13 protein-coding genes are annotated in these 15409 nt (G+C 68.4%); 6 read left to right on the top strand and 7 right to left on the bottom strand.

What is annotated here, in order from left to right:
- Positions 1 to 6: 6 nt before the first annotated feature.
- Both rplA and LQ938_RS15490 read left to right on the top strand, forming a co-directional pair.
- A complete protein-coding gene (rplA, locus tag LQ938_RS12415; protein ID WP_223722760.1) occupies positions 7 to 696 on the top strand; it encodes a 50S ribosomal protein L1 in 690 nt (229 codons plus the stop codon).
- A 112-nt stretch (positions 697 to 808) separates the two neighbouring features.
- On the top strand, positions 809 to 940 hold the full coding sequence (locus LQ938_RS15490; RefSeq protein ID WP_263317691.1) for a hypothetical protein: 132 nt from the start codon (positions 809 to 811) through the stop codon (positions 938 to 940).
- Between the two features lie 48 nt (positions 941 to 988).
- Here LQ938_RS15490 and LQ938_RS12410 read toward each other — a convergent pair whose 3' ends face one another.
- Together LQ938_RS12410 and LQ938_RS12405 are read right to left on the bottom strand one after the other, a co-directional pair.
- On the bottom strand, positions 989 to 1270 hold the full coding sequence (locus tag LQ938_RS12410; RefSeq protein WP_223722761.1) for an acylphosphatase: 282 nt from the start codon (positions 1268 to 1270) through the stop codon (positions 989 to 991).
- A gap of 75 nt (positions 1271 to 1345) precedes the next feature.
- Positions 1346 to 2074, bottom strand: a complete 729-nt coding sequence (locus LQ938_RS12405; RefSeq protein WP_223722762.1) for a LysE/ArgO family amino acid transporter — start codon at positions 2072 to 2074, stop codon at positions 1346 to 1348.
- Between the two features lie 68 nt (positions 2075 to 2142).
- On the opposite strand from LQ938_RS12405, the gene LQ938_RS12400 reads away from it, so the two are divergent.
- A complete protein-coding gene (locus tag LQ938_RS12400) occupies positions 2143 to 3036 on the top strand; it encodes a LysR family transcriptional regulator ArgP (protein WP_223722763.1) in 894 nt (297 codons plus the stop codon).
- On the opposite strand, the gene LQ938_RS12395 is transcribed toward LQ938_RS12400, so the two are convergent.
- The 4 genes from LQ938_RS12395 to LQ938_RS12380 all read right to left on the bottom strand — a co-directional run bounded on the left by LQ938_RS12395 (position 3023) and on the right by LQ938_RS12380 (position 7541).
- Positions 3023 to 4045 carry an NADP-dependent oxidoreductase gene (locus LQ938_RS12395; RefSeq protein ID WP_374197480.1) on the bottom strand — a complete coding sequence of 341 codons (1023 nt, stop codon included), beginning with the start codon at positions 4043 to 4045 and terminating at the stop codon, positions 3023 to 3025. The genes LQ938_RS12400 and LQ938_RS12395 overlap by 14 nt on opposite strands.
- Positions 4046 to 4162: 117 nt before the next feature.
- Positions 4163 to 4621: a MarR family winged helix-turn-helix transcriptional regulator gene (locus tag LQ938_RS12390; RefSeq protein ID WP_223722764.1), complete on the bottom strand. Its 459-nt coding sequence runs from the start codon at positions 4619 to 4621 to the stop codon at positions 4163 to 4165.
- Positions 4622 to 4631: 10 nt separating this feature from the next.
- The gene (locus LQ938_RS12385; RefSeq protein WP_223722765.1) at positions 4632 to 6317 is read right to left on the bottom strand and encodes an MDR family MFS transporter; all 1686 of its coding nucleotides are present in this window, start codon (positions 6315 to 6317) and stop codon (positions 4632 to 4634) included.
- Positions 6318 to 6815: 498 nt separating this feature from the next.
- Positions 6816 to 7541, bottom strand: coding sequence for a YqaJ viral recombinase family protein (locus LQ938_RS12380; RefSeq protein ID WP_223722766.1), 726 nt, complete (start codon positions 7539 to 7541; stop codon positions 6816 to 6818).
- Positions 7542 to 7907: 366 nt separating this feature from the next.
- Between LQ938_RS12380 and rplJ the strand changes: the two genes are divergently transcribed.
- The 3 genes from rplJ to LQ938_RS12365 all read left to right on the top strand — a co-directional run bounded on the left by rplJ (position 7908) and on the right by LQ938_RS12365 (position 14031).
- A complete protein-coding gene (gene rplJ / locus LQ938_RS12375) occupies positions 7908 to 8396 on the top strand; it encodes a 50S ribosomal protein L10 (protein ID WP_223722767.1) in 489 nt (162 codons plus the stop codon).
- A gap of 50 nt (positions 8397 to 8446) precedes the next feature.
- Complete coding sequence (gene rplL, locus LQ938_RS12370) at positions 8447 to 8827, top strand: 50S ribosomal protein L7/L12 (protein ID WP_223722768.1); 381 nt, start codon at positions 8447 to 8449, stop codon at positions 8825 to 8827.
- 197 nt (positions 8828 to 9024) lie between these two features.
- A complete protein-coding gene (locus LQ938_RS12365; RefSeq protein WP_223722769.1) occupies positions 9025 to 14031 on the top strand; it encodes an ExeM/NucH family extracellular endonuclease in 5007 nt (1668 codons plus the stop codon).
- A gap of 97 nt (positions 14032 to 14128) precedes the next feature.
- On the opposite strand, the gene LQ938_RS12360 is transcribed toward LQ938_RS12365, so the two are convergent.
- Positions 14129 to 15178 carry a LacI family DNA-binding transcriptional regulator gene (locus tag LQ938_RS12360; protein WP_223722770.1) on the bottom strand — a complete coding sequence of 350 codons (1050 nt, stop codon included), beginning with the start codon at positions 15176 to 15178 and terminating at the stop codon, positions 14129 to 14131.
- Positions 15179 to 15409: the final 231 nt, after the last annotated feature.

Raw genomic sequence — 15409 nt, 5'->3', positions numbered from 1 at the left:
ACGAACATGGCTAAGTCCAAGGCATACATCGCCGCCGCCGAGAAGATCGACGCCGGCAAGTTCTACACGCCGACCGAAGCGGTCGCGCTCGCGAAAGAGACCGGGTCGAAGAAGTTCGACTCGACCGTCGAGGTCGCACTCAAGCTCGCTGTCGACCCCCGCAAGGCAGACCAGATGGTGCGCGGCACCGTCATCCTGCCCCACGGCACCGGCAAGACCGCCCGTGTCATCGTCTTCGCGACGGGCCCCGCGGCCGAGGCGGCTATCGCCGCCGGAGCAGATGAGGTCGGCGGCGCCGAACTCATCGAGAAGGTCGCCGCTGGCTGGACCGCGTTCGACGCGGCCGTCTCGACGCCCGAGCTCATGGGCCAGGTCGGTCGCCTCGGAAAGGTGCTGGGCCCCCGCGGCCTGATGCCGAACCCGAAGACCGGCACCGTGACCCCGAACGCGGCGAAGGCCGTCGAGGAGATCAAGGGCGGAAAGATCGAGTTCCGCGTCGACAAGCACGCCAACGTGCACTTCGTCGTCGGCAAGGCATCGTTCACGGCTGACCAGCTCGACGAGAACATCAAGGCAGCGATCGACGAGGTCGTCCGCCTGAAGCCGTCGAGCTCCAAAGGTCGCTACATCCAGAAGGGTGCGGTGTCGACCACGTTCGGCCCCGGCATCCCGCTGGACGTCAACATCCTCGCCTGATTCAGGCGTTCCAGAAGGGGTCTCGTCTTCGGACGGGGCCCCTTCTTCGTGCGCGAAACGGTTCCCCCGCAAGGGGGAGGTGGCGTCCGGGCGCCGTGCGTACGGTGGACGCATGGATATCGCCTCGATGATCATGGGAGCCTCCATCGCATCCATCGCCTGGATCGCCTTCGTGCCCTGGTCGAAGTTCCGCCGTCTGCGCGAACTCGATGAGGGCCGTGCCCAGGAGCCCAACGCATCCTGACCTGACGGTCGGTGCGGGCGGACGGGATGCGGGTGTGCTGCGGTGCGTTCAGGGAGTGTCGCGCAGGGTGAACGCCGTGCTCCGGGCATCCGGGTCGGCTTCGGAGACGTCGAGGCGCGCGACACGGGCACCTCGCGGGCCGGCGGCGAGCCAGGTCCGCATCCGTTCGACGTCTCCCTCGGGTCCTTGCGCCTCGGCCTCGACGGTGCCGTCGTCGAGATTGCGCACCCAGCCGGAGAGCCCGAGTCGCTGGGCTTCGTTGCGTGTGGCCCAGCGGAAACCGACTCCCTGCACGTGACCGTGGACGATGACGTGGATGCGGCGGACCATCGCCCCATCCTGCACCCCATCCGGCGCTGACGCGCGGTGCACGACTTCTCTGTGGAGTGGAGCCGGTGTCGAACGTCAGCCGAGCAGAAGACCGACGGCGATGGCGACCATCACGACGGCGATGAGGGCATCGAGGATGCGCCACGCCCGCGGTGTCGCAAGCCAGCGCCCGAGGTGGCGCGCGCCGTAGGCGAGTCCGAAGAACCAGACCACGCTGGCGGTCGCCGCCCCGGCCGCGAACCACCACCGCCCGTCGCCCTGGGTCGCCGCGACCGAGCCCAGCAGGAAGACGGTGTCGAGGTAGACGTGCGGATTCAGCCAGGTCAGCGCGAGGCAGGTGAGGATGACGGGAAGAAGCGGTGTGCGCACGCGCGCGGCGGTCGTGATCGGGCTCGGCGCGGCGTCTGTCGCCGCGGCGCGGGGCCGAGCATCCGTCGCCGCGCGTCCGCCAGCATCCGTCGGCGCGCGTTGTCCGGCATCCGGCGCGTTCGCAGGGCCGGCGACGGTCAGTGCCTCGCCGCTCGGGCGCCAGGCCCGCCGCGCGGCGAGGAAGGCGTAGGAGAGCAGGAAGAGTGCTCCCGCCCACCGCACCACCTCGATGACCCACGGGACGGACTGCAGCGCGAACCCGATGCCCGAAACGCCGACGACGATGAGTGCGGCATCCGAGAGCGCGCAGATCACCGCCACGGCCAGCACGTGCTCGCGGCGAATGCCCTGCCGCAGCACGAAGAGATTCTGCGCGCCGATGGCGACGATGAGTGAGAGCCCGAGCAGGAATCCGGGGAGCAGAGCAGTGGTCACCTCTTGACGGTAAGCGTCGCGCAGGATGAAGACCAGTTCGGATTACTATTGCGTCGTAAGCTCTGCTTATGACAATCCCGATCGACCTCGCCGAGACGTTGGCCGCCGTGGTCGACACCGGAACGATGGATGCGGCTGCCCGCCGGCTGCACATCACCCCGTCCGCGGTCAGCCAGCGGATCCGCGCGCTGGAAGAGCGGGTCGGGCAGGTGCTCCTCGTTCGCGCGAAGCCGGCCCGGGCGACCGAGGCGGGCGCGCGGGTGGTGCGCCTCGCCCGGCAGTACGCGCTGCTCGCCCACGACACGCTCGTCGAGCTCGGCCTCGACGGCGCGGGCGTGGCCGGCGACCGTGCCGTCAGCATCCCGCTCGCTGTCAACGCCGATTCGATGGCGACCTGGTTCCTCGCCCCGCTCGCGGACGTCGCGACGGAGCATCGCGTCGTGTTCGACCTGCACCGCGATGACCAGGACTTCACGGCCGCTCTTCTGGAATCGGGGGAGGTCGTCGCGGCCGTCACCTCGCGGGCCGAGCCGGTCGCCGGCTGCCGGGTCAGCGCGCTCGGCACCATGCGGTACGAGGCGGTCGCCACGCCCGCCGTCGCCGAGCGCATGAGGGCGGATGCGGCATCCGTTCCCCTCGTCGACTTCGACCGCCGCGACGACCTTCAGTCGCGCTGGTTGCGCGAGCAGGGGATCGATCCGGCGACCCCGCCCCGGCATTACGTGCCCGGCTCGAACGACTTCGCGATCGCCGTTCGCGCGGGCCTCGGCTGGGGGATGCTGCCGGAGGTGCAATCGGAGGACGCCCTTGCGGCGGGGCGGATCGTGCGGCTCGGCGGCGCCCCGATCGACGTGCCGCTCTACTGGCAGCAGTGGAACATCGACTCGCCGCTCCTGCGCGCGACGGCAGACGCTGTCGCCGCCGGCGCGCGCCGTGCGCTCCGCCCGGTCAGTCGTCGCTGACGCGCAGCACCGTCTTCCCGCGGGTGTGGCCGCTTTCGACGGCCTCGTGCGCGGCGGACGCGTCGCCGAGATCGAACACCGAATCGATGTAGACCTGGATCGCGCGCGAATCGAGTAGGCGGCCGAGGGTGGCGAGGACGTCGCCATCCGGGGTCACCTTGTAGCTCGTCGCACGCAGACCCGCCGCCTCAGCGGCCTCGGCGTACCCGGGCCACGCGCCGGTCGGCACGAGCACGTACAGCCCGCCCGGCCGCAGCACCTGCAGCGACCGCGTACCCACCTCATCGGCGGTGTTGCCGACGAGGTCGATCACGACGTCGACATCCGCGACGACGTCTTCGAACCGGGTCGTCGCGTAATCGATCACCTCGGCGGCGCCCAGCTCGCGGAGCCATGCCGCGTTGCGGCCGGATGCGGTCACCGTCACCCGTGCGCCGAAGTACGCCGCGAGTTGCACCGCGAAATGGCCGACGCCGCCGCTGCCGGCGTGGATCAGCATCCGCTGCCCCTCGTGTGCGCGCGCCGTCTCCACGACGACGCCCCACGCGGTGAGCGCGGCGAGCGGAACACCCGCGGCCTCGACGTGCGACAGGCTCGTGGGTTTGCGCGCCAGCGACTGCGACGGGGCGACGACGTACTCGGCGTACGAGCCACCCGTCCGCGGGAACGACGCCAGGCCGTACACCTCAGTGCCCGGAGAGAGCGGGTGCGCCTCGTACGGTGCGGAGACGACAACCCCGCTGAAGTCGAAACCCAGGGTCGCCGGGTACGCCGCGATGGCTGCGGACAGTCCCGATCCGGCTCGGGTCTTCGTGTCGATCGGGTTGACGCCCGCGGCGACGACCCGGATGAGGAGTTCGCTCAACACCGGCGACGGCACCGGGACGTCGAGGATGTGGAGAGCATCGGTGCCGCCAGTGGCATCGATGACGGACGCCCGCATCCGGTCGGGGACCGGCTCGGCGGAGTGGTCGGTGGCGGTGGTCGGTTTCAGCGGCCGGTGGTTCATCGGTCGCCCTTTCCCGTGCGTGTCGACGTCGGCAACGCGTGCCGTTGGAACGACACCAGTCAAACCCGAGATTGTCTCAACCGTGTTACGCCGGTGATACCGCTCGGAACGATCTCGTCAAGGATTGATACCCGACGTCAGCGCGTGCAGCAGGCGACTGAGATTGTGGATGTCTTCGATCGGCCAGTCGACGAGGTTCTCGAGCAGCGCGTTCTCCTGCGGCAACCGGGCCGCCGTGAGGCGCTCGATGCCGAAGGCGGTGGGGGCGAGAAGGCTCGAGCGGCCATCGTTCGGATCGGGAGTGCGCTCGACGAGCCCGAGCTGTTCGAGCTCGCGCACCGTGCGGCTCAGCTGGCCCTTGTCGACCATGAGGGCCTCCGCGAGAGCGGACTGGGTCACGCTCTCACGGCGGGCGATCGTGGTGAACACCTTGTAGGCGCCCGGCAGCATCCCCGGGCTCACCCGGTTCGCGTTCTCGGTGATGACGCGCCGGAATCGGTTGATGAGCTCGCTGAACTCGCCCTCGAGGGCGCGCACCGCCTCGGTGCGCGCCTCTCGAGTCCGATCGGTGGTCATCGTTTTCACCCTAGCGGCGCGAGCCGTGAGCGTCGGATGCCGCATCCGTGGTCCGTACCGAACCGGTGAGCGTCGCCATGGCCTCGGGCACCGACACGGTGGCGAGGTCGGCCTCGCTCGCCGCGATGCGCTCGCTCGTGGTCATGATGGTCAGCGACTTGTTCGGCAGGAACACGATCGCGAGCAGGCTCAGCACCGCGAACGGAACCGCGATGAGGAACGAGTGCGAGATGCCGTTCGCGTAGATGTCCTCGAACACCACGCGCAGGGCCTCCGGCATCGCCGACACCTGCGGGAGGGTGCCGCTCTGCAGCTGCGCCGCCCAGGTCTGCGCCTGGTCACCGAGGGTGGCGAGTGCCGTCGTGATGTCGCCCTGGCGCTCGGCGACGAGGTCGACGACCCGCGTCGACAGCGCCGCGCCCATGATCGAGACGCCGATGGTGCCACCGAGGCTGCGGAAGAAGGTGACGCCCGAGCTGGCGACGCCGATCTCGCTCGGCTTGGACGTGTTCTGCACCACGAGCACCAGGTTCTGCATGGTCATGCCGACGCCGGCGCCGAGCAGGAACATGTACAGCGAGACGAGCGCGAAGTTCGTGTCGTAGTGGATGGTCGAGAGCAGGAACGATCCGGCGATCAGGAAGACGGCGCCCACGATGAGGTACGGCTTCCAGCGACCGAAGCGGGTGATGAGCGCGCCGACGCCGATCGACGAGAGCAGCAGGCCGGCGATCATCGGGATCGTCATGACGCCCGCCTCGGTCGGGGTCGCGCCCCGAGCGAGCTGCATGTATTGACCGAGGTAGACCGACGCGCCGAACATCGCGATACCGGTCGCGATCGACGCGATGACGGCCAGCGAGAACGTGCGGTTGCGGAACAGGGTGAGGGGAACGAGCGGCTCCTTGGAACGCAGCTCGACGATGATGAACAGCGCGGTGGCGAGCACGGCGCCGCCGACCATGAGCAGCGTCTGCACGCTCATCCACTCGAACGAGTCACCCGCGAGCGTGATCCAGATGAGCAGCAGCGAGACGGCGGCCGAGAGCAGCACGATGCCGACGTAGTCGATCGACACGGTGCGCTTGGTGCGCGCCGGCAGGTGCAGCGTGCGCTGCACGAGGATCAGGGCCGCAACCGCGAACGGCAGAGCGACGAAGAAGTTCCAGCGCCATCCCCACGCATCCGTGATGACACCGCCGAGCAGCGGACCGCCGACCGTGGCGACGGCCATGACGGCGCCGAACAGTCCCATGTAACGGCCGCGCTCACGCGGGCTGATGATGTCGGCCATGATGACCTGGCTGAGGGCGGCGAGGCCACCCGCGCCGAGGCCCTGCACCGCGCGGAAGGCGATGAGCATCGACGGGTCCTGCGAGAACCCGGCGGCGGCCGTGGCGAGCACGAAGATGCCGATGGCGAGCTGGAACAGCAGCTTGCGGTTGAAGAGGTCGGCGAGTTTGCCCCAGATGGGGGTCGAGATCGCTGTGGTGAGGAGGGTCGCCGTGACCACCCAGGTGAACGAGCTCTGGTCGCCGGAGAGATCGTGGATGATCACCGGGAGTGAGGTCGACACGACGGTCGAGGCGAGCATCGAGACGAACATGCCGAGCAGAAGGCCGGAGAGGGCTTCGAGTACTCGGCGTCGACTCATCGGAGCGGGAGCGGCCGTATCGGCGGGCGCGATCGCAGTCATGAGAATCCTTCGCGTGGAGTGGGGGAGGCGGCAGCATCGGCGCGCGGAAGTTGACCGGAGTCAACCGTTGAACTGGGTCAACTATAGGTCTAATGGTTGAGGCGCGTCAACTATTCCCACGGGTGGGCGTGACTTCCCGCGGGTGGGCGTGGCAGTCGTGCGGTCTCGCCCGTGGGCTCCGCCGCCGTCGATTTGTCCATGTCGGCTCCGCAGTCGTCGGACCGGTGGGGCTGAAGTGGTGTCCTGGGGCTGATGAGGCGTCTCGGCCGCGTCCGGTCCGACGACTCGCGGGGCATGGGGAGTGTGTCGGTCGGGCGCGGCGTGTCGCTGCCTCGAGCGGGTGGGCTCAGGAGGGGCCGCGGGCGGCGGGTCGTCGTCGCCGGGTCGTGGGTGACCGGGCCCCGGTAGACAGAGCGGCGAGAGCGGCGTACCGGCGTGCCGGGTCACCGCGGGGCGGGGGCTAGCGACTCGAAGGGCGGCGCGGAGGAATGCGGGCGATCAGTCCGCGAGGGCGAGGGCGCGATAAGCGGAGTCGAGCGCTCGCGACCGGGTCGGGCGGGCGGCGGCTTCGGCGGCCGCGAGAAGTGCCGCATCCGTGGCCTGGGATTCTTCGCGCGGAGCACTGGCACCCTGGGGGCGGACGCCGGTCGTGCGGAAGTACAACTCGTCGATCAGTGAGGTTGCCAGCCGCACGAGTTTGGCGATCTCGGCATCGTCGCGGTCGACCCACGCGCAGCGCGGTTCGTCGTCGACAGGCACGAAGCCGTCGTGCTGCTCCCAGGCAACAAGGGTCCGCTCTGCGCCCAGGACGTGCTGCTGCCACCACACCTGGCGGAGGTAGCCGCGCGGAATGGATCGCCACGACTTGTTGGTGGTCTTGATCTCGGCCAGCGAGATCCGTCCGTCGGCGTCGACGCCGATGCCGTCGGGGGTGGCCAAATGGCGCTTCTCGACGACGGCGTGGAAGAGCGCGCTCGAGGGCAGGATGCCGTGGGTTGCGGCGACCCAGGCGGCGATCTCGGGCTCACGGCGTCGCCCGTGGTCGGTGTACGCGTTGCCGGAGAAGCGCGATCCGCCCAGCTTCTGGTCCGCGGCCTTCGCGATGGCACGGTCGCTCGTGAGGGTGGCCACATCCGTCGCCGTGATCCCCCGGGAGCGCGCCCGCAGCCAGGCCACCCGGTCGCGGGAGTCCGCGACGATGCGGGCGGCGAGTTCGGGGGTCACCGTTCGAGCGTACGCGTCCCTCCGGACGCGCCCCGCCCGCGACGCGCGGCGACGCCCATCCCCGCCGGCGGACCGTCCCGCGGCTGGGGGCGGGACGGCAAGTAGGGAGAGGGAGGGGCAGGGGATTTGGCGTGGGGGGAGGGGTGGCGTATGGTGGGGGAAGCCGAAGACCGCTGGTCATCGTCGTGCGTGCAAGCGCATGATGACCGAAGCACTGCGAAAGCAGGGGCCCGCGCAGGTGTACGAACGATTCTCCTGAGAACCGAGCTCCGTGCGCTTGCGCCGGAGCTTTCTTGTTTTTGCGGGCCTGGTCTCCGGTCGGCGCCTCACCACCGTGAGGTGTCTCGTACCCACCAAGGAGTGACCATGGCGCAGAAGGATGCAACGGTCTCCGAACTCACGAAGTCATTCGAGAGCTCGAACGCCGTCCTGCTGACCGAGTACCGCGGTCTGACGGTTGCCCAGCTGAAGCAGCTGCGCAACAGCATCCGTCAGGACGCTGAGTACGCCGTGGTGAAGAACACGCTGACCAAGATCGCCGCGAACAACGCGGGGATCACTGCGCTGGATGACGACCTCAAGGGTCCGTCGGCCGTCGCTTTCGTGCACGGTGACTTCGTCGCCACTGCCAAGGCTCTGCGTGACTTCGCCAAGGCCAACCCGCTTCTCGTGATCAAGGGCGGCGTGTTCGAGGGCAACTCCCTCACCGCCGACGAGGTCAACAAGTACGCCGCGCTCGAGAGCCGTGAGGTTCTGCTGGCGAAGGCTGCGGGCATGATGAAGGCGACGATGGGCAAGGCTGCCGCGACCATCGACGCGCTTCGCGAAAAGCTGGAGACCGCTGAGGCCGCGTAAGCGTCCGGCGATCTCGTTCTCACAAACCCCATCAATCTAGGAGATACACCATGGCTAAGCTCACCACTGAGGAGCTGCTCGAGCAGTTCGCCGGCCTGACCCTCGTCGAGCTCAGCGAGTTCGTGAAGGCGTTCGAGGAGAAGTTCGACGTCACCGCTGCCGCGCCCGTCGCCGTTGCCGGTGCCGCTGGCGCAGGCGCTGCAGAAGAGGTTGAGGAGAAGGATTCCTTCGACGTCATCCTCGAGGCCGCTGGCGACAAGAAGATCCAGGTCATCAAGACGGTCCGCGAGCTCACCTCGCTCGGCCTCGGCGAGGCCAAGGCTGTCGTCGACGGCGCTCCCAAGGCCGTCCTCGAAGGCGCCAACAAGGAGACTGCAGACAAGGCGAAGGAAGCCCTCGAGGCTGCCGGCGCGACGGTTACCCTCAAGTAATCACGTTCTGTGCGAAGGACCCCGGATGCTGCGGCATCCGGGGTCCTTCTCGTTTTCGGCGAAGGACCTCGCGGAATGAGAAAGCTATGACGATTCGATGAGAGGAATCTCACCGGAACGTCATCTGCTCGTACGCATTTCGTTCATGACTTCTGCCTAACCTCCTGAGGAACCCTCAGTCAGAACTCAGGAGACCCATGTCCTTTTCACAGCGGCAGCGTCGAACAGCGGCGCTCGCCTTCGGAGTCGGAACAGCGCTGATCGGTGGAATGCTCGTTCCGACGGCGGCCATGGCGGCGCCGGACGGCTCGGGCGTCATCATCAACGAGGCGTACGTCAACGGCAGCAAGGGCGCGCTGTACAAGAACCGGTTCGTCGAGCTGTACAACCCCGGTACCGCGGCCGAGTCCCTCCAAGGATGGTCGCTGCAGTACCGCTCGGCAACGGGCACGGGACAGACACAGGTGCAGAACCTCAGCGGTGACATCGCGCCGGGTGGCTACTTCCTCGTCTCTCTCCCGGGCAGCGCAGACGGTCTCGCCGACCTGCCGGTCCAGCCCGACCTGACCGGCACCAGCTTCGGCCCCGCCGGTGCCTCGGGGACGATCGTCCTCGCTGACACCACGCAGAACCTGACTCCCGCAGTCGGCTCCGTCATCGGCACGGCGAACGTGGTCGACCTCCTCGGGTACGGAACGAGCAACACCTTCGAGGGCGCGGCCGCCGCAACGCCCGCCCAACCGAACTCGCTCGTGCGCACGAACTTCGTCGACACCGACAACAACGCGGCCGACTTCACCGTCTCGACCGCGGTCACCCCGCAGAACTCCGGCGGCGCCACGACGCCCACGCCGACTCCGACGCCCACCCCGACGGCGTCTCCCACACCCACACCCACGCCCGAGCCGACCACGCCTCCGACCGAGCCGTCGACCGTGACGATCGACGCCATTCAGGGCACGGGTGCGACGAGCCCGCTCGTCGGCCAGACCGTCACGACGCGCGGCGTCGTCACGGCGGCCTACCCCACCGGCGGGCTCAACGGCTTCTACATCCAGACCCCCGGCACGGGCGGAACGCTGGATGCATCGCACACCGCATCCGACGCCGTCTTCGTCTACGGCGGCTCCGGTGCGACCGGTGCCGCTGTCGCGGGCCTCGTGAAGGTCGGCGAGTACGTCGAGGTGACCGGTCCGGTTGCCGAATTCCGCACGATGACGCAGCTCACCCCGGCCGCGACCGGCATCACCGTGCTCACGGAGCAGGCGGCTCCCGTCACTCCGGTGCCCGCCGCCTGGCCGACCACCGACGAGGCGCGTGAGGTGCTCGAGGGCATGCTCGTCGCCCCCGAAGGTGACTTCACGGTGACGAACACGTACGACACCAACTACTACGCATCCGTCGGTCTCGCCGCGGGCACGACCCCGTTGGAGAACCCGACCGACGTGGCTCGTCCCGGCACGCCCGAGTACGACACGGTCGTCGCCGACAACGCCGCACGTGCGGTCACGCTCGACGATGGCGCGTCGATCAACTTCAACTCCACGGCGAACAAGGGCATCCCGCTGCCGTACCTGTCGACGACGTCGCCGGTTCGTGTGGGCGCGCCCGTCACGTTCGCGGCCCCGGTCATCGCGGAGTACCGCAACGACATGTGGAACTTCCAGCCGACGCAGCACCTAACGGTGGACAACGCCGCCACGGTGCAGCCGGCCACGTTCGCGAACACGCGCGAACCCGCCCCGAAGGATGTCGGCGGCGACCTGCAGATCGCGAGCTTCAACGTGCTCAACTACTTCACCACGACCGCGCAGGACTGGGTGGCCGCCGGTGGAAGCTGCACCTACTACACCGACCGCGAGGGCAACCGCGTCACCGCGAACAACTGCGGCGCCGGGCCCCGTGGCGCGGCAGAGGACGACGATCTCGCCCGCCAGCAGGCCAAGATCGTCGCGGCGATCAATGGACTCGGTGCCGAGGTCGTCTCGCTCGAAGAGATCGAGAACTCCACCATCGCGGGCGAGAACCGCGACGAGGCCGTGAAGACGCTCGTGGCCGCACTCAATGCGGCGCTCGGCTCGGACGAGTGGGCCTACGCTCCGTCGCCCGCGGCCGTGCCCGCGGGCGAAGACGTCATCCGCACCGCCTTCATCTACAAGAAGGCCGCGGTCGAGCCGCTCGGCGCATCGGTGATTCTCGACAACGCCGCGTTCGACAACGCGCGGCCGCCGCTCGCGCAGGCGTTCACGCCCACGGGCGGGAGCGACGACGACGCGTTCATCGCGATCGTCAACCACTTCAAGTCGAAGGGCGACAGCGAGCCGCCGGCAACCGGCGACAACGCCAACGGCGTGCAGGGCGCCTTCAACGGCGACCGCACGCGTCAGGCGCAGGCGCTCGTCGCTTTCGCCGACGGGCTGAAGGCCTCGGTGGGCACGGATGACGTGTTCCTGCTCGGCGACTTCAACTCGTACACGCAGGAGGACCCGATGCAGGTTCTCTACGAGGCCGGCTACGCGAACCTCGCCCCCACGGATGAGTACACCTACTCGTTCGGCGGCCAGGTCGGTTCGCTCGACCACATCCTCGCGTCCACCGAGGCGCAGAAGCTCGTCACGGGTTCGGATGTCTGGAACATCAACTCCGTCGAGTCGATCGCTCTGGAGTACAGCCGCTACAACTACAACGCGACGAACTTCTACGACGATTCGCCGTTCCGCTCGAGCGACCACGACCCCCTGGTCGTAGGCCTCGACCTCGACCCGACGGTTGAACTCAACCTGCTCAACATCAACGACTTCCACGGTCGGATCGATGGCACCACGCTGAAGTTCGCCGGAACGATCGAGCAGCTCCGCGCGCAGTACGGCGAGGACAACACGCTGTTCCTTTCGGATGGTGACAACATCGGTGCGTCGCTCTACGCCTCGGCGTTCCAGGGCGACAAGCCGACGCTCGACGTGCTGAACGCGCTCGGGCTGCAGGCGTCGGCCGTCGGCAACCACGAGTTTGATCAGGGGCTTGCGGATCTGAAGGGCCGCGTGTCCGACGTGGCCGCGTTCCCCTACCTGGGCGCCAACGTGTACGAGAAGGGCACGACCACTCCGGTGCTCGACGAGTACACGATCATCGAGGTCGACGGGCTCAAGGTCGGCGTGATCGGCGCCGTCACCGAGGAGACGCCGACGCTCGTGTCGCCCGGCGGAATCGCCGATGTCACGTTCGGTGACCCGGTCGAGGCCGTCAACCGCGTCGCGGCCCAACTGACCGACGGCGATCCCGCCAACGGCGAAGCGGATGTGATCGTGGCCGAATACCACGAGGGTGCTGCTGCCGGCGAGGTCGAGAAGGCCACACTGGAAGACGAGATCGCCGACGGCAAGGCGTTCGCCGACATCGCGACGAAGACCTCTCCTGCCGTCGACGCGATCTTCACCGGCCACACGCACAAGCTGTACTCGTGGAACGTGCCGATCCCGGGCACCGACAAGACGCGCCCGATCGTGCAGACCGGTAACTACGGCGAGAACATCGGCCAGGTCGTGTTGACGGTCGATGCCGAAACCGGCGACGTGCAGTCCTACACCGCGAAGAACGTGGCCCGCGTCGCGATCGTGGACGACAAGAATTCTGCCAATGACGCTCAGCAGAACGCTGATCTCGATGCGCAGCTCGTCGCCAAATACCCTCGGGTCGCCGCGGTGAAGACGATCGTCGACAAGGCGATCGCGGAAGCGAAGGTCGTCGGCAGCGTGAAGGTCGGCGACGTGTCGGCAGACATCACGACGGCCTTCACCGGAGGCACGTACGTCAACGGTGTCTACACCGGCGGCACGCGTGACAACCGTGCGAAGCAGTCGGCGCTGGGCAATCTCGTCGCCGACTCGCTGGTCGCGACCCTCTCCGAGGAACGCCTCGGCGGCGCCGAGATCGGCGTGGTCAACCCGGGCGGACTCCGCGCGGAGCTGCTGAAGGATGCCGACGGCATCACGGTCGCCGACGCGAACGCCGTCCTTCCCTTCGCGAACAACCTGTTCACGACAAGCCTGACCGGCGCGCAGTTCAAGAGCCTGCTCGAAGAGCAGTGGCAGACCAACGCGGACGGCACCATCCCGTCGCGTTCCTACCTCGCGCTCGGCCTCTCCGAGAACGTGCAGTACACGTTCGACGAGTCGGCGGCCCGTGGCTCGCACATCACCGGAATCTGGATCGACGGAGAGCCGATCGACCCCGCCCAGCAGTACCGGGTCGGTTCGTTCAGCTTCCTCGTGCAGGGTGGCGATAACTTCCGCACCTTCACCCAGGGCACGAACACGCGCGACTCGGGCCTCATCGACCGCGACGCGTGGATCAGCTACATCAAGGCAGCGGGAACGCTCACCCCGAACTTCGCGAGCCGCAGCGCGCAGGTGACGGGCGTGCCCGCATCCGCCGCCGAGGGCGACACCGTCACGTTCCAGGTGTCGGGCCTCGACCTCACGTCGGTCGGCAGCCCGGCCACCACGACGCTCCTCGCGAGCTTCGCGGGCAGCACGACGGTGTTCGACCCGATCGCCGTCAGCGGCGGTTCGGCGACGGTCACGCTGAAGGTGCCGGCGGATGCTGCCGCCTCCAGCACGATCGTGCTGCAGGCCCCGCAGAGCGGCACCGAGGTGCGTGTTCCGATCGCGGTGACGTCCGTCGAGGAGCCGCCGACCGGCGAACCGGGCACCGGTACGCCGACGCCCACGACGCCGCCCCTGCCCGAGACCGGCGGAGGCAGCACGCCCCCGACGACCACGCCGCAGCCGGTGTCCGTCTCTGAGCTCATCGAGGCGCTGAAGAACGTGATCCAGGTCACGATCGGAAACCTCGTCGCCGGGGGAGAGATCACGATCTACGTCGGTACCAAGTACGCCGGCGCGTGGGTCTCGATCTGGCTGTACTCCACCCCGCAGCAGCTCGGCGGGTGGCAGCAGGTGAGTGCGGCCGGTACGGTCACCGTCACTCTGCCGGATGGCGTGTCGGGCTCGCACCGTCTCGTGGTGCTCGACGCGGCCGGTGACGTGATCGGATGGCAGCCGGTCACCATCGCGGCACGTTCCGGAGCGCTCCCGGCGACGGGCGGCGACTACGGCTGGGTCGGTGGAGCGGCGCTCCTCGGCGCCCTGCTGATCGGCTTCGGCATCATCGCCCGCACGACGGGTCGCCGCCGGCACAGCTGATCGGGAAGACACAGAGCGGGGCCTCGGCGAGAGCCGGGGCCCCGCTCTCGTGCGCCCGCCGCCGCAGATCTGCGACCTCCGCGCCGCGCGGGAGCGGTCAGCCGACCGGCAGGATTCCGTTGTCGGCGACGACGACGGATGTGGACGGGTTCACGGGCGCGGTCGAGTTGCGCACCACGAGCCGGGGTTTCACGCGCACCACGACGGGCTCCGCATCCGGGTCCTCGATCTGCCGCATGAGCAGGTCGACGGCGGTGCGGCCCTGCTCGCGCGGGTCCTGGTGAAGGGTCGTGAGTGCGAACATCTCGGCGTGTTCGTGGTCGTCGATGCCCACGACGCTGAGGGCCGCCGGCACCTGGATGCCGAGGCGTCGCGCCGCGATGATGGCGCCGATCGCGACCTCGTCGCACGCCGCGACGATGGCGGTCGGCCGAGCACGCGAGTCACTGAGCAGGTCGACCGCGGCCGCGTAGCCGGAGGGCATGGTGAGCGCGCACGGCACGTGGGCGATCGTCTCGTCGAGCCCCGCACGACGCATTGCTGCGTGGTAACCGCTGACGCGCGCCGACTCCACGTGCGGGCGGTGCGGATCCGCGCCCGCACCGAGGAAGGCGATGTCGCGGTGGCCGAGGGCGATCAGATGCTCGGTCGCCCGGTGCGCCGTGTTGCCTTCGTCGAGCGAGACGGCGCTCGTCCTCGGGTGATCGCCGATGACGCTCACGACCGGCTTGCCGAGCGACAGCATGCTCTCGAGTTCGTTCTCGGCGGGTTCCAGACCGACCGCGATGAGGCCGTCGAACCGCTTGCGGGCGAGGAAATCCTCGAAGATCCGCCGTCGGCTCTCGGTTCCGGGCTTCGCGTCGTAGAGCATCAGGTCGAGGCCGCGCTCCAGGAGCTCCTGCTGGATCCCCTCGAGCACCTCCGCGAAGAACCACCGGTTGATATACGGCATCACGACGCCGATGTTCTGCGTCCGGCCGGTCGACAGACTCTGCGCGTTCGTCGAGGGGACGTAGCCGAGGGATGCGGCGGCAGCGGCGACTCGTTCTTTCGTGGCGGCCGAGACGTAACCGGCGCCGCTGAGCGCCCGACTCGCGGTCGACTTCGACACACCCGCGAGGTGCGCCACATCGGAGATCCCGCTCATCATCACCACCCCTCTTCCTTGATGGGCTCGGGTCCGCAGTCATCGTAGTACGAGTCGGCCGAAAAAGATGAAACCGGTTCCACATACGAAATGCATTGAGGGAGCGCTCCCATTCCCAGGTCGGAGGCGAGGGAGCGCTCCCATCGCAGCTTTACCGAGTTGTGATGCGGCGACATTGTGTTGTCTGTCAGATTGGTTTACGTTTGCCTGGAATCGGTTCCTGAGGAGCCG

Source organism: Microbacterium sp. cx-55 (assembly GCF_021117345.1).
Lineage (GTDB): Bacteria > Actinomycetota > Actinomycetes > Actinomycetales > Microbacteriaceae > Microbacterium.
Note: the sequence above shows the minus strand (reverse complement) of the source record. Positions and strands in the feature narration are given on the sequence as shown.